At 68.8% G+C, this 26193-nt stretch carries 26 protein-coding genes; 17 read left to right on the top strand and 9 right to left on the bottom strand.

Annotation, left to right across the window (positions count from 1 at the left end; all coding sequences use genetic code 11):
• Nucleotides 1-2: 2 nt before the first annotated feature.
• The 8 genes from BCEP18194_RS18290 to upp all read right to left on the bottom strand — a co-directional run bounded on the left by BCEP18194_RS18290 (nt 3) and on the right by upp (nt 6383).
• Complete coding sequence (locus tag BCEP18194_RS18290; RefSeq protein WP_011352747.1) at nt 3-635, bottom strand: Maf family protein; 633 nt, start codon at nt 633-635, stop codon at nt 3-5.
• A 51-nt stretch (nt 636-686) separates the two neighbouring features.
• The gene (gene rlmH, locus BCEP18194_RS18285; RefSeq protein ID WP_011352746.1) at nt 687-1157 is read right to left on the bottom strand and encodes a 23S rRNA (pseudouridine(1915)-N(3))-methyltransferase RlmH; all 471 of its coding nucleotides are present in this window, start codon (nt 1155-1157) and stop codon (nt 687-689) included.
• 25 nt (nt 1158-1182) lie between these two features.
• A complete protein-coding gene (rsfS, locus tag BCEP18194_RS18280) occupies nt 1183-1629 on the bottom strand; it encodes a ribosome silencing factor (protein ID WP_011352745.1) in 447 nt (148 codons plus the stop codon).
• Between the two features lie 4 nt (nt 1630-1633).
• The gene (locus tag BCEP18194_RS18275; RefSeq protein ID WP_085964616.1) at nt 1634-2359 is read right to left on the bottom strand and encodes a nicotinate-nucleotide adenylyltransferase; all 726 of its coding nucleotides are present in this window, start codon (nt 2357-2359) and stop codon (nt 1634-1636) included.
• Between the two features lie 3 nt (nt 2360-2362).
• Nucleotides 2363-3286, bottom strand: a complete 924-nt coding sequence (gene hemF / locus BCEP18194_RS18270) for an oxygen-dependent coproporphyrinogen oxidase (RefSeq protein ID WP_011352743.1) — start codon at nt 3284-3286, stop codon at nt 2363-2365.
• 118 nt (nt 3287-3404) lie between these two features.
• A complete protein-coding gene (gene purD / locus BCEP18194_RS18265; RefSeq protein ID WP_011352742.1) occupies nt 3405-4682 on the bottom strand; it encodes a phosphoribosylamine--glycine ligase in 1278 nt (425 codons plus the stop codon).
• A 104-nt stretch (nt 4683-4786) separates the two neighbouring features.
• On the bottom strand, nt 4787-5515 hold the full coding sequence (locus BCEP18194_RS18260; RefSeq protein WP_011352741.1) for a YebC/PmpR family DNA-binding transcriptional regulator: 729 nt from the start codon (nt 5513-5515) through the stop codon (nt 4787-4789).
• A gap of 217 nt (nt 5516-5732) precedes the next feature.
• Nucleotides 5733-6383 carry a uracil phosphoribosyltransferase gene (gene upp / locus BCEP18194_RS18255; protein ID WP_011352740.1) on the bottom strand — a complete coding sequence of 217 codons (651 nt, stop codon included), beginning with the start codon at nt 6381-6383 and terminating at the stop codon, nt 5733-5735.
• 230 nt (nt 6384-6613) lie between these two features.
• Between upp and BCEP18194_RS18250 the strand changes: the two genes are divergently transcribed.
• The 17 genes from BCEP18194_RS18250 to BCEP18194_RS18170 all read left to right on the top strand — a co-directional run bounded on the left by BCEP18194_RS18250 (nt 6614) and on the right by BCEP18194_RS18170 (nt 23890).
• Nucleotides 6614-7393: an SDR family oxidoreductase gene (locus tag BCEP18194_RS18250; RefSeq protein ID WP_041493106.1), complete on the top strand. Its 780-nt coding sequence runs from the start codon at nt 6614-6616 to the stop codon at nt 7391-7393.
• 48 nt (nt 7394-7441) lie between these two features.
• The gene (locus BCEP18194_RS18245) at nt 7442-7834 is read left to right on the top strand and encodes a methylglyoxal synthase (protein ID WP_011352738.1); all 393 of its coding nucleotides are present in this window, start codon (nt 7442-7444) and stop codon (nt 7832-7834) included.
• 178 nt (nt 7835-8012) lie between these two features.
• Nucleotides 8013-8987: a quinone oxidoreductase family protein gene (locus tag BCEP18194_RS18240; protein WP_011352737.1), complete on the top strand. Its 975-nt coding sequence runs from the start codon at nt 8013-8015 to the stop codon at nt 8985-8987.
• Nucleotides 8988-9182: 195 nt separating this feature from the next.
• Nucleotides 9183-9305 carry a hypothetical protein gene (locus tag BCEP18194_RS42265; RefSeq protein ID WP_256976802.1) on the top strand — a complete coding sequence of 41 codons (123 nt, stop codon included), beginning with the start codon at nt 9183-9185 and terminating at the stop codon, nt 9303-9305.
• Complete coding sequence (kdpF, locus tag BCEP18194_RS18230) at nt 9302-9394, top strand: K(+)-transporting ATPase subunit F (protein WP_006752209.1); 93 nt, start codon at nt 9302-9304, stop codon at nt 9392-9394. Before BCEP18194_RS42265 ends, kdpF begins: the two co-directional genes overlap by 4 nt.
• Complete coding sequence (kdpA, locus tag BCEP18194_RS18225) at nt 9391-11196, top strand: potassium-transporting ATPase subunit KdpA (protein ID WP_011352736.1); 1806 nt, start codon at nt 9391-9393, stop codon at nt 11194-11196. Before kdpF ends, kdpA begins: the two co-directional genes overlap by 4 nt.
• Nucleotides 11197-11250: 54 nt before the next feature.
• Nucleotides 11251-13335, top strand: a complete 2085-nt coding sequence (kdpB, locus tag BCEP18194_RS18220) for a potassium-transporting ATPase subunit KdpB (RefSeq protein WP_011352735.1) — start codon at nt 11251-11253, stop codon at nt 13333-13335.
• A gap of 25 nt (nt 13336-13360) precedes the next feature.
• Nucleotides 13361-13942 carry a potassium-transporting ATPase subunit KdpC gene (gene kdpC, locus BCEP18194_RS18215; protein WP_011352734.1) on the top strand — a complete coding sequence of 194 codons (582 nt, stop codon included), beginning with the start codon at nt 13361-13363 and terminating at the stop codon, nt 13940-13942.
• A 160-nt stretch (nt 13943-14102) separates the two neighbouring features.
• Nucleotides 14103-16946, top strand: coding sequence for a DUF4118 domain-containing protein (locus BCEP18194_RS18210; protein ID WP_011352733.1), 2844 nt, complete (start codon nt 14103-14105; stop codon nt 16944-16946).
• The gene (gene kdpE / locus BCEP18194_RS18205) at nt 16939-17637 is read left to right on the top strand and encodes a two-component system response regulator KdpE (protein WP_011352732.1); all 699 of its coding nucleotides are present in this window, start codon (nt 16939-16941) and stop codon (nt 17635-17637) included. Before BCEP18194_RS18210 ends, kdpE begins: the two co-directional genes overlap by 8 nt.
• 158 nt (nt 17638-17795) lie before the next feature.
• A complete protein-coding gene (locus tag BCEP18194_RS18200) occupies nt 17796-18080 on the top strand; it encodes a putative hemolysin (RefSeq protein ID WP_041492906.1) in 285 nt (94 codons plus the stop codon).
• 143 nt (nt 18081-18223) lie between these two features.
• Nucleotides 18224-18544, top strand: a complete 321-nt coding sequence (sugE, locus tag BCEP18194_RS18195; RefSeq protein WP_039370509.1) for a quaternary ammonium compound efflux SMR transporter SugE — start codon at nt 18224-18226, stop codon at nt 18542-18544.
• Between the two features lie 211 nt (nt 18545-18755).
• Nucleotides 18756-19373, top strand: coding sequence for a DUF4126 domain-containing protein (locus tag BCEP18194_RS18190; RefSeq protein WP_011352729.1), 618 nt, complete (start codon nt 18756-18758; stop codon nt 19371-19373).
• Nucleotides 19370-21985, top strand: coding sequence for an ABC transporter permease (locus BCEP18194_RS18185; protein ID WP_011352728.1), 2616 nt, complete (start codon nt 19370-19372; stop codon nt 21983-21985). Before BCEP18194_RS18190 ends, BCEP18194_RS18185 begins: the two co-directional genes overlap by 4 nt.
• A 43-nt stretch (nt 21986-22028) precedes the next feature.
• Nucleotides 22029-22439: a group II truncated hemoglobin gene (locus BCEP18194_RS18180; protein WP_011352727.1), complete on the top strand. Its 411-nt coding sequence runs from the start codon at nt 22029-22031 to the stop codon at nt 22437-22439.
• Between the two features lie 105 nt (nt 22440-22544).
• Nucleotides 22545-23276, top strand: a complete 732-nt coding sequence (locus BCEP18194_RS18175; RefSeq protein ID WP_011352726.1) for an alanyl-tRNA editing protein — start codon at nt 22545-22547, stop codon at nt 23274-23276.
• Complete coding sequence (locus BCEP18194_RS18170) at nt 23273-23890, top strand: DUF924 family protein (RefSeq protein ID WP_011352725.1); 618 nt, start codon at nt 23273-23275, stop codon at nt 23888-23890. The genes BCEP18194_RS18175 and BCEP18194_RS18170 overlap by 4 nt, the downstream gene beginning before the upstream one ends.
• A 190-nt stretch (nt 23891-24080) precedes the next feature.
• Here the strand turns inward: BCEP18194_RS18170 and BCEP18194_RS18165 are convergent, their stop codons facing one another.
• A complete protein-coding gene (locus tag BCEP18194_RS18165) occupies nt 24081-25973 on the bottom strand; it encodes an ArnT family glycosyltransferase (protein ID WP_011352724.1) in 1893 nt (630 codons plus the stop codon).
• Nucleotides 25974-26193: the final 220 nt, after the last annotated feature.

Below are 26193 nucleotides of genomic sequence, written 5' to 3'. Positions count from 1 at the left end.
GTTCAGAAGGCGACGCGCGCGGCACGTAGCAGCGCGGCAGTCTCAAAAAGGGGCAGACCCATGATACCTGAATGGGAACCGTCGATTCGCTCGATGAATTCGGCCGCGCGCCCCTGGATCGCGTACGCGCCGGCCTTGCCGAACGGCTCGCCCGATTCGACATAGCGCGCGTACGCGTCGCGCGACGCGGGCGCGAAGCGCACCGACGAACGCGACAGCGCGGGCGGCAGCAGTTCGCCGTCGGCATCGATCACGGCGACGGCGGTTAGTACCGCGTGCTCGCGGCCCGCGAGGCGCGTCAGCATCGAGAGCGCGTCGTCGGCGTTGGCCGGCTTGCCGAGGATCGCGCCGTCGATCGTGACGGTCGTATCGGCAACGAGCACCGGCGAGGCCGGCTTGCCGCTCGCGACGAGACGCGCCCGGGCAGCCTCCGCCTTGGCGATGGTCACGCGCCGCACGTACGCATCGGCGGCTTCGCCGGGCAGCTCGGCCTCGAGCGCCTCGGCATCCTCGTCGGGGCGCGGCAGCAGCAGCTCGAAGCGTACGCCGATCTGCTGCAGCAGCTCCTGGCGGCGCGGGCTTTGCGAAGCGAGGTAAAGAGTCGGGAAAAGCGCGGGGGGCGTGCTGGACGGCATGGTGTCGTTATCTCGGTGTGCGCGCGTGGCGCGCGTCTCGAGGACGACACGTCATGCGCGGTGGTAGGGGTGATTCTGCGTGATGCTCCACGCCCGGTAAAGCTGTTCGGCGAGCAGCACGCGCACCATCCCGTGCGGCAACGTCATGCTCGAGATGCGCAGCAGCGTGTCGGCACGCGCTTTCAGTTCCGGATCGAGCCCGTCGGCACCGCCGATCACGAACGCGACGTCGCGACCGTCCTGCTGCCAGCCGGGCAGCGCCTGGGCGAGCTGCATCGTGGTCCAGTCGCGGCCGCGCTCGTCGAGCGCGACGAGGCGCGCGCCCTTCGGCAACGCGGCCTCGATCTTCTGCCGCTCGGCCGCCATCACGCTTTCCGCGCTACGGCCGCCCGAACGCAGTTCGGGCTTGATCTCGCGCAACTCGATGCGCAGCTCGGGCGGCATCCGCTTCGTGTATTCGTCGAAGCCGGATGCGATCCAGCCCGGCATCTTGTGACCGACCGCAAGGATGAAAAGCTTCATCGGGAGATGCGTAACGACTCGAAGCTCAACGGCGGCGGGCGGCCGTCTTGCGTGCCGGGCGTGCGGGCGCGGCTTCCTCTTCTTCGTCGTCGCCTTCGCTGGCCTGGGCGAAGCCGTTGCCCTTGCCGCCGCCGAGCTTCATCCGCACGGGCTTGTCGCCCCAGATTTCCTCGAGGTTGTAGTACTGGCGCAGGGCCGGTTGCAGGATGTGCACGACCGCGTCGCCGCAGTCGACCAGCACCCATTCGCCGGTGTCTTCGCCTTCGGAGCTGACGATGTCGCCGCCGGCTTCCTTGACCTTGTCACGCACGCTCGACGCGAGTGCCTTGGTCTGGCGGTTGGAGGTGCCCGAAGCGACGACCACGCGGTCGAACAGTTCGGTCAGGTGGCTGGTGTTGAACACCTTGATGTCTTGCGCCTTGACGTCTTCGAGGGCGTCGACGATCACGCGCTGCAGTTTGCGAATATCCATGGATTCAGGAATGGTAGAGGCGATGTTGAAGAATATAGGCCCATACGGCGGCCGGCACATGCTCGGCCGATGCGTCGGGCATTTGCGCATGGCGCGCGATGCATTCGCGCAGGTGGGCGCGGATGTCGGTCGCGGCAATGTCGAACGAAAGGGTCGTATCGATCAGCAGGTGGCCTGCCGACGTGGCCTTCAGCACGTCGGCGCCGGCCTGCCGCGCGGTGATTTCCTGCGCGACGTCCGGCGGCGCCGCGCCGAGGTCGAACCCCGGGCGCGTCGACACGCAGATGTGCGCGTAGTCGAACAGCTTGCGCCAGTCGCGCCACGTGTCGAGGCGCACGAGCTGGTCGGCGCCGATCAGCAGCGACAGCGACGCGTCCGGGCCGATCCGCTCGCGCCAGCGCGCGAGCGTCTCGACCGTGTAGGTCGGCCCGACGTGCTCGATCTCGTCGGTGGCGACGGTCACGGTCACGCCCGGCATGGACAGCGAGCCCGCGGCCGCGCGCGTCATCGCGAGCCGATGCTCGGCAGCCGACACGTCGCGCTTCTGGTACGGCTGCCCGGCGGGCAGCAGCACGAGTTCGGTCAGGCCGAGCAGCTCGGCGAACCGGCGCGCGAGCGCGAGATGGCCGTCGTGGATCGGGTCGAAAGTGCCGCCCAGCAAGCCGATACGACGCGGCAGCGGGGTGGGGCAGGCGGTGGTGTCCAGAAACGCGTCCTTTTCTTGAAGCAGGGGTCAGATCCAGTCGCGCGGCACGATGAAGTCGCTGTACAGGCGCGCTTCCGGCGAACCCGGTTCGGGTTGCCAGTTATAGCGCCAGTTCGCGACCGGCGGCATCGACATCAGGATCGACTCGGTCCGGCCACCGCTTTGCAGGCCGAACAGCGTGCCGCGGTCGAACACGAGGTTGAATTCGACGTAGCGGCCGCGGCGGTACGCCTGGAAGTCGCGCTCGCGCTCGCCGTACGGCAGCTCGGCGCGGCGTTCGACGATCGGCAGGTAGGCCTGCAGGAACGCGTCGCCGACACTTTGCATCATGTCAAACGAGCGTTCGAAACCGGGCTCCGAAAAATCGTCGAAGAAGATCCCGCCGATGCCGCGCATCTCGTTGCGGTGCTTCAGGAAGAAATACTCGTCGCACCATTTCTTGAAGCGCGGGTAGAGCTCGACGCCGAACGGGTCGAGCGCATCCTTGCAGGTCTGGTGGAAATGCCGGGCATCGTCCTCGAAACCGTAAACCGGTGTCAGATCCATGCCGCCGCCGAACCAGAACACGGGCTCCTCGCCCGGTTTCGTCGCGATCAGCATCCGCACGTTCATGTGCACGGTCGGGCAGTACGGATTGCGCGGGTGCAGCACCAGCGACACGCCGAGCGCCTCGAAGCCGCGGCCGGCAAGCTGCGGGCGCGCCGCGCTCGCCGACGGCGGCAGCGCATCGCCCGCGACGTCGGAAAAGCCGATCCCCGCGCGTTCGAACACGCGGCCGCCTTCGAGAATCCGCGTGCAGCCGCCGCCGCGCAGGCGTTCGGCCGGCCCGCGCTGCCATGCGTCGGTCGCGAGCGGCGTGCCGTCGAGCGCGCCGAGCGCGTCGGCGATGCGTGTCTGCAGGTCCTGGAGGTACGTGCGCACGCGCGCTACGTCGTAGGTCGAATCGGTCATGTCTGGACTGGGTGCCCTCGCCCGAAGCGGGGGCCGTAAAAAAGGCTTCTGCCGGGCATTCTAACGAACCCCGGCAGAGGGGCCGCCGCCGCACGAAGGCGGGGCGGCAATTCCAACGTCACGCGCTCTTGCGGTTGAGCGCGCGGAAGCCGATGTCGCGGCGGTACTGCATGCCTTCGAAATTGATCTGGTTGATCGTCTCGTACGCATGCTGCTGCGCTTCGCGGACCGAATCGGCGAGGCCGACCACACACAGCACGCGGCCGCCGGACGTCGTCAGCTTGTCGCCGTCGAGCGTCGTGCCCGCATGGAACGTGACCGTCTGCTCGGTCTCGGCCGGGATCCCGTTGATGCGGTCGCCCTTGCGCGGCGCATCCGGATAACCGTGCGCGGCCAGCACGACGCCCAGCGCGGTGCGGCGGTCCCAGTCGAGCTCGACCGTGTCGAGCGTGCCCGCGATCGCCTGCTCGACGACCTTCGAGAAATCGCTCTTCAGGCGCGCCATGATCGGCTGCGTTTCCGGGTCGCCCATCCGGCAGTTGAACTCGAGCGTGCGCGGATTGCCTTCCTTGTCGATCATCAGGCCCGCGTACAGGAAGCCCGTGAAGCGGATGCCGTCCTTCTCCATCCCGCGCACGGTCGGCATGATGATCTCGCGCATCACGCGTGCATGCATCTGCGGCGTGACGATCGGCGCGGGCGAATACGCGCCCATGCCGCCGGTGTTCGGGCCGCGGTCCTCGTCGAGCAGGCGCTTGTGGTCCTGGCTGGAAGCCAGCGCCAGCGCGTGCTTGCCGTCGACCATCACGATGAAGCTCGCTTCCTCGCCATCGAGGAATTCCTCGATCACGACGCGCGCGCCGGCATCGCCGAGCTTGTTGCCCGACAGCATCATGTCGACGGCTTCGTGTGCTTCTTCCAGCGTCATCGCGACGACGACACCCTTGCCGGCCGCGAGGCCGTCCGCCTTCACGACGATCGGCGCACCCTTCGCGTCGATGTACGCGTGCGCGGCGGCCACGTCGGAGAACGTTTCGTACTCGGCGGTCGGGATGCCGTGGCGCTTCATGAACGCCTTCGCGAAATCCTTCGAGCTCTCGAGCTGCGCGGCTTCGCGGGTCGGGCCGAAGACCTTCAGGCCGCGTGCGCGGAACAGGTTGACGATGCCGGCCGCGAGCGGTGCTTCCGGCCCGACGAGCGTGAACGCGACGCCTTCGCGTTCCGCGAAATCGGCGAGTTCGTCGAGCGCCGTGATGTCGACGTTCTTCAGGCGCTCGTCCTGCGCCGTGCCGCCATTGCCGGGCGCGACGTAGACCATCTGGACGCGCGGCGACTGCGCGAGCTTCCACGCCAGCGCATGTTCGCGGCCGCCGGAACCGACGACGAGTAGTTTCATGGGATTCCCCGCAGACTAGAAAACAGGGCGGCCGGCACGCTCAGGCGCGCCGGCCGCGGATTCGGTCGGGCCGCCGCCGCGACAGGAGCACGGCGGCCGGCACGTCATTCCTCGACGATGACGGCGTTCGTATACACGTCCTGCACGTCGTCGAGGTTCTCGAGCGCGTCCAGGAGCTTCTGCATCTTCGCCGCGTCGTCGCCGGTGAATTCGACTTCGTTCTGCGGCTTCATCGTCACTTCGGCGAGTTCGGCCTTGAAGCCGCCGGCTTCGAGCGCGTCCTTCACCGCCGAGAATGCCTGCCAGTCGCACAGCACTTCGATCGAACCGTCGTCGTTCGTGTTCACGTCGTTCGCGCCGGCTTCGAGCGCGGCTTCCATCAGCGCGTCTTCCGACGTGCCCGGGGCAAACAGGAACTGGCCGACGTGATCGAACATGAACGCGACCGAGCCGTCGGTGCCCATGTTGCCGCCGAACTTCGAGAACGCATGGCGGACTTCCGCGACCGTGCGGGTGCGGTTGTCGGTCAGCGTGTCGACGATGATCGCCGCGCCGCTGATGCCGTAGCCTTCGTAGCGGATTTCCTCGTAGTTCGCGCCATCCGCGCCGCCGACGCCGCGATCGATCGCGCGCTTGACGTTGTCCTTCGGCATGTTCGCGTCGGCCGCCTTGTCGACCGCGAGACGCAGGCGCGGGTTCGAGTTGACATCGCCGCCGCCGAGGCGCGCCGCGACCTGGATTTCCTTGATCAGGCGAGTCCAGATCTTGCCGCGCTTCGCGTCGGCCGCTGCCTTCTTATGCTTGATGTTGGCCCATTTCGAATGACCAGCCATACCTTTCTCCGTGCCCGGGCGCGCTGCGCGGGCGATTGTTTCAATGTGTCGTTGAATCGGCGGCCGTTTCGGCGGGCATGAAGCCGCGGGGCCGCGCGTGTCGAGTGGATCGAGATTTTATCACGCGGCGACCGCCGGATCGGGGCCGCCGCGCATGGCCGAACGGCCAGGCAGGCCGCCGCGAGCCGGGCCGCGCGCCGCGCGGCCGTCCAGATGCTCAGTTCTTGGTGCCGAACAGGCGGTCGCCCGCGTCGCCGAGGCCCGGCACGATGTACGCGTGCTCGTTCAGGTGCGAATCGAGCGACGCGACGAACAGCTTCACGTCCGGGTGCGCGTCCTGGAACACCTGCACGCCTTCCGGCGCGGCGACCAGCGCGACGAACATGATGTTCGCGGCCGGCACGTTGCGGCGCTTCAGCACGTCGACCGCGTGCACGGCCGAGTAGCCGGTCGCGACCATCGGGTCGCACAGGATGAAGATGCGGTCTTCCAGGTCCGGCAGGCGCACCAGGTATTCGACCGGGCGGTGGTCGTCGGCGCGGTACACGCCGATGTGGCCGACGCGCGCGGACGGAACCAGGTCGAGCAGGCCGTCCGACATCCCGATGCCTGCGCGCAGCACCGGCACGATCGCCAGTTTCTTGCCCGCGATCACCGGCGCGTCGACCTCGACGAGCGGGGTTTCGACCCGCTTGGTCGTGATCGGTAGGTTGCGGGTGATCTCGTAACCCATCAGCAGCGTGATTTCGCGCAGCAGCTCTCGGAACGTGCGCGTGGACGTGTCCTTGTCGCGCATGTGCGTGAGCTTGTGCTGGATCAGCGGGTGATCGGTGATGAAGAGATTCGGGAAACGGCTGTCCTGTTTCATGACGGGGGCGCCTTGGCGGCAAAAGAGGATCGGGGGCGGGGGCGGGCGCAAGCCGGCCGCGCGCTTATGTCCGCAATTTTACCAAGGCGCGCCGCGTGATCCGGATAATATCGACGTCTTACGACAATCCGCGTGCCCGCGCCCGCCCGATTGCCCGCCTGACCCGCCCGGGGTCCATGCGCCGGCGCGACGGGGCCGGGCCGGCACGTGTCGCCACCAAGGAATCGACGATGGATCTCGGCATCGAAGGAAAGACCGCGCTCGTGTGCGCGGCCAGCAAGGGGCTCGGTCGCGGCTGCGCGGAAGCGCTGGCCGCCGAGGGCGTGAACCTCGTGATCGTCGCGCGCACGCGCGACACGCTGGAGGAAACCGCGGAGGAGATCCGCGCCGGCGCGAACGTGTCGGTGACCGCGGTCGCCTGCGACATCACGACGCCGGACGGGCGCGCGGCCGCGCTCGCCGCATGCCCGCAGCCGGACATTCTCGTGACGAATGCCGGCGGCCCGCCGCCCGGCGATTTCCGCGATTTCTCGCACGACGACTGGATCCGCGCGCTCGAGTCGAACATGCTGACGCCGATCGAGCTGATCCGCGCGACCCTCGACGGGATGATCGCGCGCGGCTTCGGCCGGATCGTCAACATCACGAGCTCGGCCGTGAAGGCGCCGATCGACGTGCTCGCGCTGTCGAACGGCGCGCGCTCGGGGCTGACCGGCTTCGTCGCGGGGCTGTCGCGCAAGGTCGCGGGGCAGGGCGTGACGATCAACAACCTGCTGCCGGGCCTGTTCGATACCGACCGGATCGCGACCACGCTCGCCGCGTCGGCGAAGGCGCAGGGCGTGAGCGTCGACGAGATGCGCGCGCGGCGCACGAAGGACATCCCGGCCGGCCGCCTCGGCACGCGCGAAGAGTTCGGCGCGGCGTGCGCGTTCCTGTGCAGCGTGCACGCCGGCTACATCACCGGGCAGAACTGGCTGCTCGACGGCGGCTCGTATCCGGGCACGTTCTGACGCGCGCACCGCCTTTCACGACAACAACCTGAAACGAAGGATCTGGAGATGAGCAAACCCCGCATCGCATTGATTGCGCACGACGCGAAGAAGGACGAGATCGTCGCGCTCGCGGGCGAATTCCGCGCGACGCTCGCGCAATGCCGGCTGGTGGCGACCGGCACGACGGGCGGCCGCATCGCGGACGCGCACGGGCTCGAAGTCGAGCGCAAGCTGTCGGGGCCGCTCGGCGGCGATCTGCAGATCGGTGCGGAACTGGCCGACGGCCGCATCGACATCGTCGTGTTCCTGCGCGACCCGATGACCGCACAGCCGCACGACCCCGACATCACCGCGCTCGTGCGCGCATGCGACGTGCACGACGTGCCGGTCGCGACCAACGTCGCCACCGCGCGGATGCTGCTCGACGATCTGGCGCGCAACATGCAGGACGTTTGCTAGGCGCTGCCCGCGGCTGATTGCCCCTGCTGGCGGCAGGGCCATGCACGGATGGCCGCGGCGCGCGAGAATCGTGCGTCGCGCCGCGCGCCGGCCGCCCGGTTCCCTGATGAATCGGCCGGCTCCGCGTATCGGCGACCCGGATTTTTCCCTGACCGAATCAGAAACGAGGAGCGAAACGATGCCGAAAGCAATCCGATACGACCAGCCGGGCGGCCCGGACGTGATGAAGTGGGTCGATGTCGAGGTCGGCGAACCGAAGGCGGGTGAAGTCCGTATCCGGCAGCACGCGGTCGGCCTCAACTACATCGACGTCTATTTCCGCACCGGCCTGTACCCGCAAGCGTTGCCCGGCGGGCTCGGGATGGAGGCGGCGGGCGAGGTGACGGCCGTCGGCGAAGGCGTGACCACGCTCAAGGCGGGCGACCGCGTCGCGTACGTCGGGCAGCCGCCGGGCGCCTACGCGCAGGAGCGCGTGATGCCGGCCGACCGGCTCGTGAAACTGCCCGACGGCATCAGCTACGACGACGCGGCGTCGGTGATGCTGCAGGGCCTGACCGCGCACTACCTGCTGCGCCGCACGTATCCGGTGAAGGCCGGCGACACGATCCTGATCCACGCGGCGGCCGGCGGCGTCGGCCTGCTTGTATGCCAGTGGGCGAAGGCGCTCGGCGCGACCGTGATCGGCACGGTCGGCTCCGACGAGAAAGCCGCGCTCGCGAAGGCGCACGGCTGCGACCATCCGATCGTCTACACGCGCGAGAACTTCACGCAGCGCGTGAAGGAGATCACGAACGGCGCGGGCGTACCGGTCGTCTACGACTCGATCGGCAAGGACACCTACATCGGCTCGCTCGACAGCCTCGCGCCGCTCGGGCTGTTCGTCAGCTTCGGCAATGCGTCGGGCCCGCTGCCGCTGATCGACTCGAAGGAATTCTCGTCGCGCGGCTCGCTGTTCTTTACGCGACCCACGCTGTTCTCGTACATCGCGAAGCGCGCCGATCTCGAATCCGCTGCCGCCGAGCTGTTCGACGTGTTGCTGTCGGGCAAGGTGAAGACGAGCATCAACCAGCGCTATCCGCTCGCGGAAGTCGCCCGCGCGCATGAAGATCTCGAAGCGCGCAAGACCACCGGCTCGACGATCCTCGTTCCCTGACCTGCCTCCTCGTCGTGCCGGCGCCATGCTGGCACGCGCTTTTCCGGACGGCGCCACCGCGCCGTCCGTCCCGCCCTCCGGTTTCTGCCGTCCTCTCCCGAATTCCGCGTTTACGCGTTTTTTATACGCGCCCCGATACCTTTGACCCGTCCTTTACGTGCGTTCCCATAAGGTTCTAGTCGTCTGATTTCGACGATGGAGAACAGAAAAATGGATGGGGTATTTATCGGCGCACTGGTGCTCTTCACCGCGCTGATCCTCGGTTTGGTTGCCGGTTGCGACAAGCTGGTGCAATACGGTCGCGGGGGGCGAGCATGACCTGGATGCTTTGGCTGGCGGGCGCCTCGACGGCGCTGCTGTTTGCGTATCTCGTCTTTGCGCTGCTGCGCGCGGAGGACATCGAATGAACGCGAACAATCTCTTTCAGACGGGGCTTTTCATCGTCGTGCTGCTGGCGGCGGCCGTTCCGGTCGCGCGCTACCTGTCGGCGGTGATGGACGGCAGCTCGCGTGTCGTGCGCGTGTTCGGGCCGCTCGAGCGCGCGCTGTACCGCATCGCCGGCGTCGACGCCGGCAGCGAAATGAACTGGAAGCAGTACGCGGTCGCGACGATCGCGTTCAACGCGCTCGGCGCGCTGTTCCTCTACGGCCTGCTGCGCCTGCAGGGCTTCCTGCCCGGCAACCCGCAGCAGTTCGGCGCGATGACGGTCGATGGCGCGTTCAACACGGCCGTCAGCTTCGTCACCAACACGAACTGGCAGGACTACACGCCCGAACAGACCGTCAGCTACCTGGCGCAGATGCTCGGCTTCACCGTGCAGAACTTCCTGTCGGCCGCGACCGGTATCGTCGTCGTGATCGCGCTGATCCGCGGTTTCGCACGTCACACCGCGCAGACGATCGGCAACTTCTGGGTCGACCTCACGCGCGTGACGATGTACGTGCTCGTGCCGATGGCCGCGATCATCGCCGCGCTGCTGATGAGCCAGGGCGTGATCCAGAACATGAAGGCGTACGAGGACGTGCCGGTGCTGCAGACGAGCACCTATGCGGCGCCGAAGCTGGACGCGCAGGGCAATCCAGTGAAGGACGACAAGGGCAACCCGGTGACGGTGCCGACCCAGCTCACGAAGCAGACGCTTGCAATGGGCCCGGTCGCGTCGCAGGAAGCGATCAAGATGCTCGGCACCAACGGTGGCGGCTTCTTCAACGCGAACTCCGCGCACCCGTACGAGAACCCGACGCCGTTCGCGAACTTCCTGCAAATCTTCTCGATCCTGATCATCCCGGCCGCGCTGTGTCTCGTGTTCGGCCGCGTGATCGGCGATCGCCGGCAGGGTATCGCCGTGCTCGCGGCGATGACGGTGGCATTCGTGATCGCGATCGGCGTCGAAGTGAGCGCCGAGCAGGGCGGCAACCCGACGCTTACCGCGCTGCACGTCGACCAGTCGACGAACGCGCTGCAGCCCGGCGGCAACATGGAAGGCAAGGAAACGCGCTTCGGCATCGCGCAGACCGGCATCTTCACGGTCGCGACGACGGCCGCGTCGTGCGGCGCGGTCGACACGATGCACGACTCGCTGACGCCGCTCGGCGGCCTCGTGCCGATGCTGCTGATGCAGCTGGGCGAAGTGATCTACGGCGGGGTCGGCTCGGGTCTCTACGGGATGCTCGTGTTCGCGCTGCTCGCGGTGTTCGTCGCCGGCCTGATGATCGGCCGCACGCCGGAATACGTCGGCAAGAAGATCGAAGCGTACGAGATGAAGATGGTGTCGATCGTCGTGCTGCTCACGCCGCTGCTGGTGCTGGTCGGCACGTCGATCGCCGTGCTCGCCGATGCGGGCAAGGCCGGCATCGCGAACCCTGGGCCGCATGGCTTCTCGGAAATCCTGTACGCGTTCAGCTCGGCCGCCAACAACAACGGCAGCGCGTTCGCGGGCCTGACGGTCGGTACGCCGTTCTACAACTGGATGACCGCGATCGCGATGTGGTTCGGCCGCTTCGGCACGATCGTGCCGGTGCTGGCGATCGCCGGCTCGCTGGCCGCGAAGAAGCGCATCGCGGTGACGAGCGGCACGCTGCCGACGCACGGTCCGCTGTTCGTCGTGCTGCTGCTCGGCACCGTGCTGCTGGTGGGCGCGCTGACCTACGTGCCGGCGCTTGCGCTCGGCCCGGGCGTCGAGCACCTGATGATGTGGCTGGGCGCGTGATGCGCGCCCGCATGGCGACACCTTGAAAAGACTCAAGAGATTGAAGAGATCGCAATGACTCAACATTCCGCAACACGGTCCATGTTCGATCCGGCGCTGCTGCGCCCGGCGATCGTGGACTCGTTCAAGAAACTCACGCCGCGCACGCAGTTCCGCAATCCGGTGATGTTCTGCGTGTACGTCGGCAGCATCCTGACCACGATCCTGTGGATCGCGGCGCTCGCCGGCCAGGCCGAGGCGCCCGCGGGCTTCATCCTCGCGATCGCGCTGTGGCTGTGGTTCACCGTCCTGTTCGCGAACTTCGCCGAAGCGCTCGCCGAAGGGCGCTCGAAGGCGCAGGCGGCCTCGCTGCGCAGCGCGAAGAAAGACGTGATGGCGAAGAAGCTCAACGAGCCGCATCCGAAGTCGCCGATCCGCATCACGACCGCGACCGAGCTGCGCAAGGGCGACGTCGTGCTGGTCGAGGCCGGCGACGTGATCCCGGCCGACGGCGAGGTGGTCGACGGTGTCGCATCCGTCGACGAATCGGCAATCACCGGCGAATCCGCGCCGGTGATCCGCGAATCGGGCGGCGACTTCTCGTCGGTCACGGGCGGCACGCGCGTGCTGTCGGACTGGATCGTCGTCAAGGTCACCGCGAACCCGGGCGAGGCGTTCCTCGACCGGATGATCGCGATGGTCGAAGGCGCGAAGCGCAAGAAGACGCCGAACGAGATCGCGCTGACGATCCTGCTCGTCGCGCTGACGATCGTGATGCTGCTCGCGACCGCGACGCTGCTGCCGTTCTCGATGTTCTCGGTGGAAGCGATGAAGGCCGGCCACGTGGTGACGATCACCGCTTTGGTTGCGCTGCTCGTGTGCCTGATCCCGACGACGATCGGCGGTCTCTTGTCCGCAATCGGCGTGGCCGGGATGAGCCGGATGATGCAGGCGAACGTGATCGCGACGTCGGGCCGCGCAGTGGAAGCGGCCGGCGACGTCGACGTGCTGCTGCTCGACAAGACCGGCACGATCACGCTCGGTAACCGCCAGGCATCGACGTTCGTGCCCGCGCCGGGCGTGACCGAGGAAGCGCTGGCCGATGCCGCGCAACTGTCGTCGCTCGCCGACGAAACGCCGGAAGGCCGCAGCATCGTCGTGCTCGCGAAGGAGCGCTTCAACATTCGCCAGCGCGACATGGGGCAACTGCACGCGACGTTCATCGGCTTCTCCGCGCAGACGCGGATGAGCGGCGTCGACCTGCCCGGCCGCGAGATCCGCAAGGGCGCGGCCGACGCGATCCGCAACTACGTCGAATCGCACGGCAGCCGCTTCCCGGAAGAGGTGCGCCGCGCGGTCGATGAAGTCGCGCGCCGCGGCAGCACGCCGCTCGTCGTGGCCGACCTGCATGAAGGCGCGGCGCGCGTACTCGGCGTGATCGAGCTGAAGGACATCGTGAAGGGCGGCATCAAGGAGCGCTTCGCGGAGCTGCGCAAGATGGGCATCAAGACCGTGATGGTGACGGGCGACAACCGGCTGACGGCTGCGGCGATCGCGGCGGAAGCGGGCGTCGACGATTTCCTCGCGGAAGCGACGCCGGAAACCAAGCTCGCGACGATCCGCGAACACCAGGCAGCAGGCCGCCTCGTCGCGATGACCGGCGACGGCACCAACGACGCACCGGCACTCGCGCAGGCCGACGTCGCCGTGGCGATGAACACCGGCACGCAGGCGGCGAAGGAAGCCGGCAACATGGTCGACCTCGACTCGAACCCGACGAAGCTGATCGAGATCGTCGAGATCGGCAAGCAGATGCTGATGACGCGCGGTTCGCTGACGACGTTCTCGATCGCGAACGACATCGCGAAGTATTTCGCGATCATCCCGGCCGCGTTCGTCACGACGTACCCGCAGCTGCGCGTGCTCGACATCATGCACCTGACGTCGCCGGCGTCCGCGATCCTGTCGGCGGTGATCTTCAACGCGCTGATCATCGTCGCGCTGATTCCGCTGGCACTGAAGGGCGTCACGTACCGGCCGCTCGGCGCCGCTTCGCTCCTGCGCCGCAACCTGCTGGTGTACGGCCTCGGCGGCGTGCTGCTGCCGTTCCCGTTCATCAAGCTGATCGACATGACGCTCGCTGCACTCGGCTGGGCGTGAGCCGGCCGTATTTGAAGGAAACATCATGAAAACGTTGATTCGTCCGCTCGTCGTGATCTTTGTCGTGCTGACCGCGGTGACGGGGCTCGCTTACCCGGCCGTGATGACCGTGTTCGGCCAGGCCGTGTTCCCGTCGCAGGCGAACGGCAGCCTGATCGAGAAGGACGGCAAGGCAGTCGGCTCCGCGCTGATCGGCCAGCAGTTCGATGCGCCGAAGTACTTCTGGGGCCGCCTGTCGGCCACGTCGCCGATGCCGTACAACGCGACCGGTTCCGGCGGCTCGAACCTCGGCCCGCTGAACCCGTCGCTCGCCGACCAGGTGAAGGGGCGCATCGCCGCGCTGCGCGACGCGGGCACCGACATGTCGAAGCCGGTGCCGGTCGACCTCGTGACGGCGTCGGCGAGCGGCCTCGATCCGGAGATCACGCCGGCCGCCGCCGCGTACCAGGTCGAGCGCGTCGCGAAGGCGCGCAACCTGGCGCCCGATGCGGTCGCGCAGCTCGTCGCCGCGAACACGAAGGGCCGCCAGTTCGGCGTGCTCGGCGAACCGCGCGTGAACGTGCTGAAGCTGAACCTCGCGCTCGACGCGGCGCAGGCCGCGCACTGAGCGCGCGTCCGGCTTCGGCGACAACCGGCGTCCGGCGCGGCTCGATCCGCGCCGGACGCGCTTTTTCCCGACGGCGCATGCGCCGTCTTTGCCTTTTGCGGCGATTTGGAACAACAATGCTCGTACTCGCGCGCATCCAGGCGCTCCGCCTTCCTGACGCATGAACCGTCCAGATCCAGACCAACTCCTCGACAAGCTGCAGCGCGACGAAGAAAAACAGCGGCGCGGCCAGCTCAAGATCTTCTTCGGCGCATCGGCCGGTGTCGGCAAGACCTACGCGATGCTGCAGGCCGCGCGCCAGCGCCTGCAGGAGGGCGTCGACGTCGTCGTCGGTATCGTCGAGACGCACGGGCGCAGCGAAACCGCTGCGCTGCTCGACGGCCTCGACGTGTTGCCGCTCGCGCGCATCGACTATCGCGGCCGCACGCTCGCCGAATTCGACCTCGACGGCGCGCTCGCGCGCCAGCCGCAACTGATCCTCGTCGACGAACTCGCACACTCGAACGTACAGGGCGCACGGCACCTGAAGCGCTGGCAGGACGTGTACGAACTGCTCGATGCGGGCATCGACGTCTACACGACCGTCAACGTCCAGCACCTCGAAAGCCTGAACGACGTGGTCGGCGCGATCACCGGCATCCGCGTGTGGGAGACGGTGCCCGACCGCGTGTTCGACGCGGCCGACGAAGTCACGCTCGTCGACCTGCCGGCCGAGGAACTGCTCGAGCGGATGCGCGACGGCAAGGTCTATCTCGCGCAGCAGGCCGAGCGTGCGGTGCGCAACTTCTTCCGCAAGGGCAACCTGATCGCGCTGCGCGAACTGGCGCTGCGGCGCACGGCCGATCGCGTCGACGCGCAGATGCGCGAATACCGCGCCGACCGTTCGATCCAGCGCATCTGGCAGGCGCGCGAGCGGCTGCTCGTGTGCGTCGGTCCCGGCGCCGAAGCGCCGACGCTCGTGCGGGCGGCCGCGCGGCTCGCCGCGAGCCTGAAGGCCGACTGGATCGCCGTCTATGTGGAAACGCCGCGCCTGCAACGGCTGCCCGATGCGCGACGGCAACGCACGCTCGACGCGCTGAAGCTCGCGGCCGAGCTCGGCGCGGAGACGGCCACGCTCGCCGGTGGCGACGCGGTTGCCGCGCTGATCGGCTATGCGAAGGTGCGCAACGTGTCGAAGATCGTCGCGGGCGGCTCGCCGAAGGTCGGGCTCGTGCGCCGCCTCGCGCGGCCGTTCGGCGAGCAGCTTGCCGAACGCGCGGGCGACGTCGACCTGATGCTGATCCGTGCGTCCGCGAGCGACGAGGCGCGCGCCGCACCGCTCGACGCGCGTGCGCGCGACTGGCGCGATGCGTTCGCGCAGTTCGGCACGCATTGTTCGCCGCCGCGGCACTACGTGTACGCGGCCGCGATCTGCGCGGCGATCACGGTCGTCGCGAGCCTCGTGTCCGAGCGGCTCGACCTCACGAACCTCGTGATGCTGTACCTGCTCGGCGTCGTGTTCTCGGCCGTGCGGCTCGGGCGCGGCCCGGGCGTGCTGCAGTCGTTCCTGTCGGTGGCCGCGTTCGATTACTTCTTCGTGCCGCCGCGCATGTCGTTCTCGGTCAGCGACACGCAGTACCTGCTGACTTTCTTCGGGATGCTGCTGACGTCGCTCGTGATCAGCCACCTGACGTCGACGCTGACGCGCCAGGCGAGCGTCGCGCAGCGCCGCGAGCGGCGCACCGGCGCGATCTACGCGATGGCGCGCGAGCTGGGCGCGGCGCTGACCACCGAGCAGATCGTCGAGATCGGCAGCCGCCACGTGGGCGAGGTGTTCCGTGCGCGCGTCGCGTTCCTGCTGCCCGACAGCGCGGACAAGGTGCGGCAGAAGATCGAGGAGCCCGATGCGGCCGTCACGCTGACGGGCGCCGATCTCGACAGCGACGTCGGCCAGTGGGTGTACGACCAGCAGAAGCCGGCCGGCCGCGGCACCGATACGTTGCCCGCGACAGCCGCGCTGTACCTGCCGCTGAAGGCGCCGATGCGCACGCGCGGCGTGCTCGCGGTGGCGTCGCGCGAGCCGCGCGAACTCGAGGTGCCGGAACAGCAGCGGATGCTCGACGCATTCGCCGCGCAGATCGCACTCGCGCTCGAACGCGTGCACTACGTCGAGATCGCGCGCGACGCGCTCGTCAACATGGAATCCGAGCGGCTGCGCAACTCGCTGCTGTCGGCGATCTCGCACGACCTGCGCACGCCGCTCACGACGATCGTCGGCTTCTCGTCGATGCTCGCGAACGGGCGCACGGCCGCGCGGGGCGGCGACGCCGTGGCGGCCGAGCGCTTCGCGCAGCGCGAGGGCGAACTCGTCGACGCGATCCACGACGAGGCGCTGCGGATGACGGGCATCGTCACGAACCTGCTCGACATGGCGCGGCTGCAGGCCGGCAGCCTGCAGTTGAAGCGCCAGTGGTCGCTGCTCGAGGAAACCGTCGGCGCCGCACTCGCCGCATGCAAGCGCGTGCTCGCCCGCCATCCCGCGCGCGTCGTGCTGCCGGCCGACCTGCCGCTCCTGCAGATGGACGCGGTGCTGATGGAGCGCCTGTTCACCAACCTGTTCGAGAACGCGGCAAAGTACACGCCGGCCGATACGCCGCTCGACATCGGTGCCGAGCGCATGACGGAAGACGGCCTGCCGTTCGTGCGCGTGCTCGTCGACGACTACGGTCCCGGCCTGCCGGCCGGGATGGAAACGCGGATCTTCGACAAGTTCACGCGCGGCGAGAAGGAATCGGCGACGCCGGGCATCGGCCTCGGCCTCGCGATCTGCCGCGCGATCGTCGAGGCGCACGGCGGTAAAATCGGCGCGCTCAACCGTACGGCACCCGACGGCCACGTGACGGGCGCGCGTTTCTGGTTCACGCTGCCGGTCGAGACACCGCCGGCCGCGCCTGCCGTACCCGACGACGAACCCGATGTACCGGGTGCGTCGTCCCCATCCGAATCATTGCCAGACCATGAGTGAACCCAGCCTGACCGTCGTCCTGATCGAGGACGAAAAGCAGATCCGCCGTTTCGTGCGCGCCGCGCTCGAGGAGGAGGACATCGCGGTGTTCGAGGCCGAGACGGGCAAGCAGGGGCTGATCGACGCGGCGACGCGCAAGCCCGATCTCGTGATCGTCGACCTCGGCCTGCCCGATACCGACGGCCTCGACGTGATCCGCGAGCTGCGCGGCTGGTCCGAGGTGCCGGTGATCGTGCTGTCCGCGCGCACGCAGGAAGAAGAGAAGGTCGCGGCGCTCGACGCGGGCGCCGACGATTACCTGACCAAGCCGTTCGGCGTGTCCGAACTGCGTGCGCGGATTCGCGCGCAACTGCGCCGGCGCAACCAGGGTGGCGCGAACGAGTCGCCGAAGGTGACCTTCGGCACCGTCATCGTCGATCTCGCGCTGCGCCAGGTGTGGCGCGACAACGAGATCGTGCACCTGACGCCGCTCGAGTACCGGCTGCTCGCGACGCTCGTGCGGCATGCGGGGCGCGTGCTCACGCACCGCCAGCTGCTGCGCGACGTGTGGGGGCCGTCGCACGTCGAAAGCCACCATTACCTGCGGATCTACATGGCGCACCTGCGCCAGAAGCTCGAGCGCGACCCGGCGCAGCCCGAGTACATCGTCACCGAGACGGGCGTCGGCTACCGGCTCGTCGGCGCCGCATGACGGGCCCGGCCGGGGCGCAGCGGTGCACGCGCACGTGACGTTGCGCGCCGGCACGGTTGCGTCGGCGCGACAGTCTCGCGGCCGACGCGCGCGTTGCACACCCGGCGCTCATTCCCCGTTATCCTGACCGTTCCGCGAACGAAAACGAGGAGCGTGCAATGTCCGTCCGTCTGGTCGTCATCTGTGCGCTGGCGCTTGCTGCGTCTGGCGCGTTCGCCCAACCGCTGCCGCCCGGGCAGCAACCGTCGTCGCAGCAGCAGGCGATGGCCAATCCCGCGTCGGTCAATTGCGCCAAGCTCGGCGGCCGCCACACGGTCCGCAACCTGTCGAGCGGGCAGGTCGGCATGTGCGTGTTCAAGGATGGCCGCGTGTGCGAGGAGTGGGCGCTGTACCGCGACGACCGCTGCGTCGGCGGCGCCACGCCGAAGCGCGTATCGAACTGACCGGCCCGGCCGGTCGCCCCCCGATCGGCCGCCGGCCACGCGCCGCGTCCGTAAGCATCTTGTTATACTCGGCGCCGCCCGGGGACGACCCCGGGTCATTCGCTTCAACGGGGACGGCCCCATCCGATACGGAGTACGTCGAGATGGCGTGGGTATTGTTGTTCATTGCCGGTTTGCTGGAAGTGGCCTGGGCGGCCGGCATGAAATCGTCGGACGGCTTTACGAAGCTCGGTCCGTCGGTGTTTACGATCGTGACGGCGCTGGCCAGCTTCGGGCTGCTCGCGGTCGCGATGCGCCAGTTGCCGCTCGGCACCGCGTACGCGGTGTGGACGGGCATCGGCGCGGTCGGTGCGTTCGTGTTCGGCATCGTGATGATGGGCGAGGCGCTCACCGTCGCGCGGGTCGCGAGCGCCGCGCTGATCGTCGCGGGGCTGATCGGCCTCAAGCTGTCGTCGGCAGCCTGACGAAGGCAGCCGTGCGCGCCTGCACCCGGCTGCCGCACTGCGGAATTGCGCCGGCCGCCCGCCCAGCCTGTCTATAATGGAACGCATTCGGGCCTGAATACCGTCGTGCTTCTCGCGGCACGCGGTGCCGGTCGCCACGCGCCGCGCGGCCGGTCTGTCCGCCTCGATCCGATCAATCGGCAAAGCGCACGGAAAGTGCAAGGAGAGGGCCATGATCGAAGCCATTTCGCTCGGCGCGGGGCTCGCGTGGGCGAGCGGCCTGCGCCTGTACCTGACGGTGCTGATCGCCGGCGTGCTGGCGCGGTTCGGCTGGCTCCACCTGCCCGATACGCTGGCTGTCCTGATGTCGCCGTGGGTCATCGGCGCCGCAGCCGTGCTCACCGTCACCGAATTCCTTGCCGACAAGATCCCTGCGTTCGACTCGCTGTGGGATGCCGTGCACACCTTCATCCGCATTCCGGCCGGCGCGGTGCTCGCAGCCGGCGCGCTCGGCCATGCCGATCCGACCGTGCTCGCGGTCGCGGGGCTCGCGGGCGGCTCGCTCGCCGGTGCCGCGCACGTGGCGAAGGCCGGCACGCGCGCGATGATCAACCTGTCACCCGAACCGATTTCGAACTGGATCGCGTCGTCGACCGAGGACGGCCTCGTGGTCGGCGGGCTCGTGCTCGCGTTCTTCGTGCCGCTTGCATTCCTCGTGCTGCTTGCCGCCTTCATCGCGGCTTCCGCGTGGGCGCTCCCGCGCCTGTGGCGCGGTGTCTCGGGCGGCTTTCGCGGCATGGCGAACCACATGGTGTCGCGGCTCAACTCGATCGGGGGGAAGCGCGATTGAAGGGGCGGCAACACGCGGCGCAGCCGCCGGCCGGGCAACCCGGCCATGAGGTGAGCGCGCATGCCGGCCGCTTCGGCCTGCGCGACCTGATCCGCCAGGCCGCCCGCATGACCGCGCGCGACTGGCGCGCGGGCGAGTTGACGCTGCTCGTCCTTGCCTTGGTGCTCGCGGTCGCGGCGCTGACGAGCGTCGGCTTCCTTGCCGACCGGCTGCGCCAGGGGCTCGAGCGCGACGCGCGCCAGATGCTCGGCGCCGATTTCGTCGTGCGGGCCGATCGCCCCGTCGATCCGTCGTTCGACCAGCAGGCCCGCGCGCTCGGGCTGCGTACCGCGACGACCGCCATCTTCCCGAGCATGATCGCGTCCGCCACGGGCGGGCAGGCGACCGACGCGGCGCCCTCTCGCCTCGCGGCCGTGAAGGCCGTGTCGCCCGGCTATCCGTTGCGCGGCGCGGTCGAGATCCTGCCGGCCGGCGCTGCCGTCGCGCAGAAGGCCGCCGAGATTCCCGCGCCCGGCACCGTATGGGCCGATCCGGCGCTGCTCGATGCGCTGCACCTGAAAGCGGGCGATACGGTGCGTGTCGGACTGCGCACGTTCAAGGTCGCCGCATCGATCTCCCGCGAACTCGATCGCGGCTTTTCCTTCGTCAATTTTTCGCCGCGGTTGATGATGCGCGCCGATGAACTCGCCGCAACGGGGCTCACGGGCTACGGCAGCCGTGTTACGTACCGGCTGCTGGTCGCCGGCGACCAGCAGGCTGTCACACGCTTCGAAGCGTATGCGCACGCACGTGTCGACGGCGGGAAGCTGCGCGGCGTCGGTCTGGAATCGTTGCAGGAAGGCCAGCCGCAGGTGCGGCAGACGCTGGATCGAGCGCGCCACTTCCTGACGCTCGTCGCACTGCTTACCGCGCTGCTCGCGGCGGTCGCGATTGCGATGGCCGCGCAGCGCTACATGCGGCGCCACCTCGACGGCTGTGCGACGATGCGCTGCCTCGGCGTGAGCCGCCGCACGCTCGGCGCGCTGTTTGCGCTCGAATTCGCCGGGATCGGGATCGTGTCCGGTGCCGCAGGCGCGGTGCTCGGCTACGGCGGCCACTGGGCGTTGCTGGCCGCGCTCGGTGGCCTGATCGACGTGGTGCTGCCGCCGCCCACGCTGTGGCCGGCGCTGATTGGCGTGGGCGCTGCGCTCGTGCTGCTGCTCGGCTTCGCGCTGCCGCCGCTCGTGCCGCTCACGCGCGTGCCGCCGGTGCGCGTGCTGCGGCGCGAGTGGGGCGACGCGTCGCGCACCGCATGGGCCGCGTACGCGATCGGCGTCGTGCTGTTCGCGGCGCTGCTGATCGTGGCGGCCGGCAACCTGAAACTCGGGCTGATCGTCGCGGGCGGTTTCGCCGGCGCGCTGGTCGGTTTCGCGCTGATCGCGCGGCTCGTGCTGTTCGCCGCCGCGCGCGCGGTGCGCAATGCGCGCGTGGCTGCGGGCGTCGGCTGGCGCTACGCACTCGCGTCGCTGCACCGGCGCGGCACGGCCAGCGCGCTGCAGATCACCGCACTCGCGCTTGGCCTGATGTGCCTGCTGCTGATCGCGATCACGCGCAACGACCTCGTCGCGGGCTGGCGTCAGTCGACGCCGCCCGATGCGCCGAATCAGTTCCTGATCGACATCCAGCCCGACCAGCGCGCTGACGTCGCGGCCTACCTGACCGCGCACGGCGTGCGCGACGCGGAGCCCGCGCCGATGGTGCGCGGCCGCCTCGTCGCGATCAACGGCAAGCCGGTGAATCCGGACGCGTACCCGTCCGAGGAGGCGCGCCGGCTCGTCGACCGCGAGTTCAACCTGTCCTATACGACCGAGCTGCCGTCCGACAACCGGATCGTCGAAGGCGACTGGTTCGGCACCGCGGCCACGCCGCAGATCTCGATCGAGGCCGGCCTCGCGAAGACGCTGAACGTGAAGCCGGGCGACATGCTGCGCTTCGACGTGACGGGGCTGACGGTCGACGCGCCGATCACGAGCGTGCGCAAGCTCGACTGGGGTTCGTTCCGCGTCAATTTCTTCGTGCTGATGCCGCCGCCGGTGCTGAAGGATTTCCCGGCCGTGTACCTGACGAGCTTCCATTTGCCCGCATCGGATGCCGCGCTGCTCGATCCGCTGATCGCGCGCTACCCGAACCTGACCGCGATCGACGTCGCGCCGATTCTCGCGCAGCTGCAGCGGATGATGCTGCAGGTGGTCGGGGCGGTGCAGTTCCTGTTTGCGTTCACGCTCGCGGCCGGCGTGCTCGTGCTGTACACGGCGCTTGCCGGCACGCGCGACGAGCGGGTGCGCGAGGCCGCGCTGCTGCGCGCGCTCGGCGCGTCGCGCGCGCAGGTCAACGCGGTGCAGCGCGCGGAATTCGTCGTGGTCGGCGCGCTGGCTGGTGCGCTGGCATCGGCGGGCGCGATCGCGGTCGGCTGGGTGCTCGCGTCGCGTGTATTCGACTTCCAGCTCGCCGTCGATCCGTGGCTGGTGCCGGCCGGCATCGCGGCCGGCATCGTGTGCGCCGGTGCGGCCGGCTGGCTGAGCCTGCATAATGTGCTGCGGCGCCCCGCGCTGCAGTCGCTGCGCGACGCATGAGCGTCGCCGGCAACCCTGAAGCCCCTGTTTTCCGACTATCCGTATGACCGATGTGAATGACGATGCGCCGTCGCAACCCACGGCGTTCGAGCTCGTGGGCGGCGAAGCCCGCGTGCGCGAAATGGTGGACCGCTTTTACGACCTGATGGATCTCGAGCCCGAGTTCGCGCAGATTCGCGCGCTGCACCCGGATTCGCTAGACGGTTCGCGCGACAAGTTTTTCTGGTTCCTGTGCGGGTGGCTCGGCGGCCCCGACCACTACATCAGCCGGTTCGGCCATCCGCGGCTGCGCGCGCGGCACCTGCCGTTCCCGATCGCGTCGGTCGAGCGCGACCAGTGGCTGCGCTGCATGGCGTGGGCGATGGACGACATCGGGCTGCCCGAGCCGCTGCGCGAGCGGCTCATGCATTCGTTCTACGACACGGCCGACTGGATGCGCAACCGGCCCGGTTGATCGACCGGTACGCTGCCGCCCGCGCGCGGGACGATCTGCGTCTGGGCGCGCGCGCCGCGCGGCGCGACACTGGCCGCTTCCCCCAATCGATACGAGGCTCGCCCGATGACGACACAAGCGCTGTTTCGCGAAGACGCGTACCTCACGCAATGCGATGCGGCCGTCCTGGCCGTCGGCGACGACGGCATCCGGCTCGACCGCACCGTGTTCTATCCGCTCGGCGGCGGCCAGGCCGGCGACACCGGCACGCTGACGCTGCCCGACGGCAGCACGATCGCGATTGCCGATACGCGCAAGGCCAAGTTCGACGGCGCGACCCCCGACGATGCCGTGCACGTGCCCGCACCGGGGCAGGAGGCGAGCGTCGCGGCGCTCGTGGCCGGCACGCGCGTGGTCGCGGAGATCGACTGGCTGCGCCGCTACCGCCACATGCGGCTGCATACGGCCGCGCACCTGATGTGCGCGGTGCTGCCGTACGCGGTCGACGGCTGCAGCGTGACGGCCGACTACGTGCGGCTCGATTTTGCGACGTCCGATGCAATCGACCGCGATGACGTCGAGCGACGCCTCGCCGGCCTGGTGGTCGGCGCGCACCCGGTCACGACCGAATGGATCACTGACGACGAGATGGCCGCACGGCCGGACCTCGTCCGCACGATGAGCGTGAAGCCGCCGATGGGCCTCGGCCGCGTGCGGCTGCTGCGCATCGAACAGGTCGACCTGCAGCCGTGCGGCGGCACACATGTGCGCAACACGTCCGAAATCGGCGCGCTGCGGGTCGCGAAACTGGAAAAGAAGAGCGCGCGCACCCGGCGCCTCGTACTGGAGTTTGCATGACGATTGACACCACCCACGCGGGCGCAGCGGCGCTCGATCCGCAAGCGCGGGAGATTCTGGATTTCTGGTTCGGCGAGCCGGGCTCGGCCGAATTCGGGCAGGACCGCAAGGTCTGGTTCAACGGCGGCGCGGCGTTCGACGACGTGCTGCGCACGCGCTACGGCGCCTTGCTCGACGCCGCGTGCGACGGCGCTTGCGATCACTGGGCAGGCTCGCCGCCGGGGGCGCTGGCGTTGATCGTCGTGCTCGACCAGTTCTCGCGCAACATCCATCGCGGCACGCCGCGCGCGTTTGCTGCCGATCCGAAGGCGCTCGCGCTCGCGCGCCACGTCGTTGCGGCCGGCTGGGACGCGCAGTTGCCGAGCGGGCATCACCGCGCGTTTGCGTATCTGCCGTTCGAGCACGACGAGTCGGTCGAGAGCCAGCGCGAGGCCGTGCGCCTGTGCGCGGGCATCCGGGACGAAGCAGGGTGCGAGAGCTATCACCGCTTTGCGGTGCTGCATGCGGCCGTCGTCGAGCGCTTCGGCCGCTTTCCGCACCGGAATGCGATTCTCGGTCGGGCATCAAGCGACGAGGAGACGGCATTTCTGCGCGAGCCCGGTTCTTCGTTCTGACGATCCCGGCAGCGGCATGACGAGGGGAGGGGCAGGCCCGCGGAGTCACGCTCACGCGGGCACGGTGGCCGTAGGGAACGCCGGTCGACCGCGCGCATTTCCCGCTGGATGTTCGCTGCTCAGACGGTGGTGCTCACCGCTGCAAACCCGGCATGAGGGAGGGCAAGCACGACGCCGCGCCTCCCGGCAATTACTCCACGTGCTGTTCGGGCGTGCGTACGTACACGCGCAGTAGTTCGTCGTTGTCGCCCGGGCGCGCGCCCGTCCAGAACAGTTTCCATTCGTTGCCGGGCGCCGGATCGACGGCCCGCACGCCCTGGACGATCATCCAGGTGCAGCGCGTCGTCTTCGCGTCGGCGATCGGCGTGTGCTGGATGCCGGAGAAGTAGTACAGCATCGGCGCTTCCGATTCGCCGAGCCCGTGCAGGCTCGCCATGCAGTCGCCGTCGTTCCATTCGAGCGCGAGGTGTGCGTTCAGGTCGTCGAACACCGAGCGGTAGCTCTTCGCGACGTCGAGCCACGGAAGCAGCAGCGTGTAAATGAGCCCCCATGCGACGAGTGCGCCGGCGCCCCACGACAGCGCGCCGCGCCAGACGCCCGTCGCGCGCAGCTTCGGCAGCAGCGTCAGCCAGCCGACCGTCAGCACGAGCGCACCGATCACGAGCGCGGGTTCGATCGGCATCGTCCAGTCGAGCGGCAGCCAGCGGCCAAGCAGCGCGAGATCCTTGCGCGACGCGGCCGGATCGGCCATCACCGCCCAGATTGCCCATGCGAGCGCGGCGGCCGTGCCGAACAGGATGCGGCTCAGGTAGTCCCACGCGAGATGCAGTTGGCGCGGCAGGCGCTCGATGGCCTGTGCGGCGACCAGCGCGAGCGGGGCGAAGAACGGCAGGATGTAGAGCTGGCGCGACGTCGCGGACACTTGCAGCACGACGAGCCCGACGCCCGCGAACATCACGGGCAGCGCGATGCGCGGCGTGCGCCAGTCGCGCCACGCACCGCGCGCGAGCGCGACGATCGCGAGCGGTGCGACCGGGAAGCCGACGGCCAGGAACGCGCGCAGGATGAAGAACGGCTTGTCATTCTCCGCGCCCAGTTCGGGGACGGAGAAACCGAAGAAGCGGCCAACGTTGTTATCCCAGAACCACGTCATGAACAGCGTCTCGGAGCGCAGGAACAGCGCGATCGGCCAGATGAGCGCGAACGGCGCGAACACCAGTGCGGCGACGCCGAGCGAGCGGGCGAACGAGCGGGTGCGGCAGGCCGGATAGAGCACCAGCGCGCCGACGAGCGTGGCCGCGAACACCAGCGGCACGAACAGCCCCTTCGTCATCAGCGCGATGCCGACGCCCGCGCCGAAGATCGGCGCGGCCCAGCGGCCCGACGGCCGGACCGGCAGCCCGTGGCGCATCTGCTGCGCGCGCGCGACGTGCTGCATCACGAGTTCGAGCAGTCCGCAGAAGGCGATTGCCGTGCCGGCGAACAGCGCGACGTCGGTCATCATGTCGTGCACGTGCTTGATGACGACGAGCGTGCCGGCGCTCAGCACGACGGGACCGATCACGCGCAGGTCGAACCAGGAGTCCGCGCGGCTGGCGACGCGCGCCGCGCGCGCGATGAAACCGAACGCAAGGGCGGCGAACAATGCGCTCGCGAGCCGTGCCGCGTCATGCAGCGGCATCACACGCTGCAGCAGCCATGCGAGGCTGGTCGCGACCCACGCGTAAAGCGGCGGCTTTTCCATGAACGGCAGGCCGGCATTGGTCGGAACGACGAAGTCGCCGGTCTCGAGCATGTGCTGGATGATGCCGAACGTGTAGGTTTCGTCCTGCTTCCACGGATCGTGGCCGAGCACGCCCGGCAGCGTATACGCGCAGATCAGCGCGGCGACGAACAGCCACGTGCGCCAGCCGAGCAGGAGCGAGCGTTCGCGCGTGGTGCTGGCTGCGGCGGTCGAGGCGACGACGGGCGTGCCGCCGGCGTCGAGCGTTGCAGTGAGGTCGGCGTCGGCGGGCGAGCGGGTGTGCGGGGCCGAAGCGGGCACAGTCGTGCGTCGCCGGCCGGGCGCTGCGGTTCCGGGCATGGAAGGAATCTCGGGTCGAGTCGAGCCGGTCCGGCGACATGGGCAGGACCGATTAGGGCCACATCAAGGGGTAACGGACAGGTGTTTATGACACCTGTCTGAATGTCCGGTAGTAGACCACGGAATTGTTACGGAGGTTTACCGTTCGTGTCACGGAATTGTGGAGATTTGTGGTGCCGTGACGACGGATTGTTTCGGGCGGCGGTTTTTGATGCGCCGC

It is taken from the genome of Burkholderia lata (assembly GCF_000012945.1).
In the GTDB taxonomy this organism is placed as follows: domain Bacteria; phylum Pseudomonadota; class Gammaproteobacteria; order Burkholderiales; family Burkholderiaceae; genus Burkholderia; species Burkholderia lata.
The sequence above is the reverse complement of the archived record's forward strand: the minus strand, read 5'-3'. Positions and strand labels throughout refer to the sequence as shown.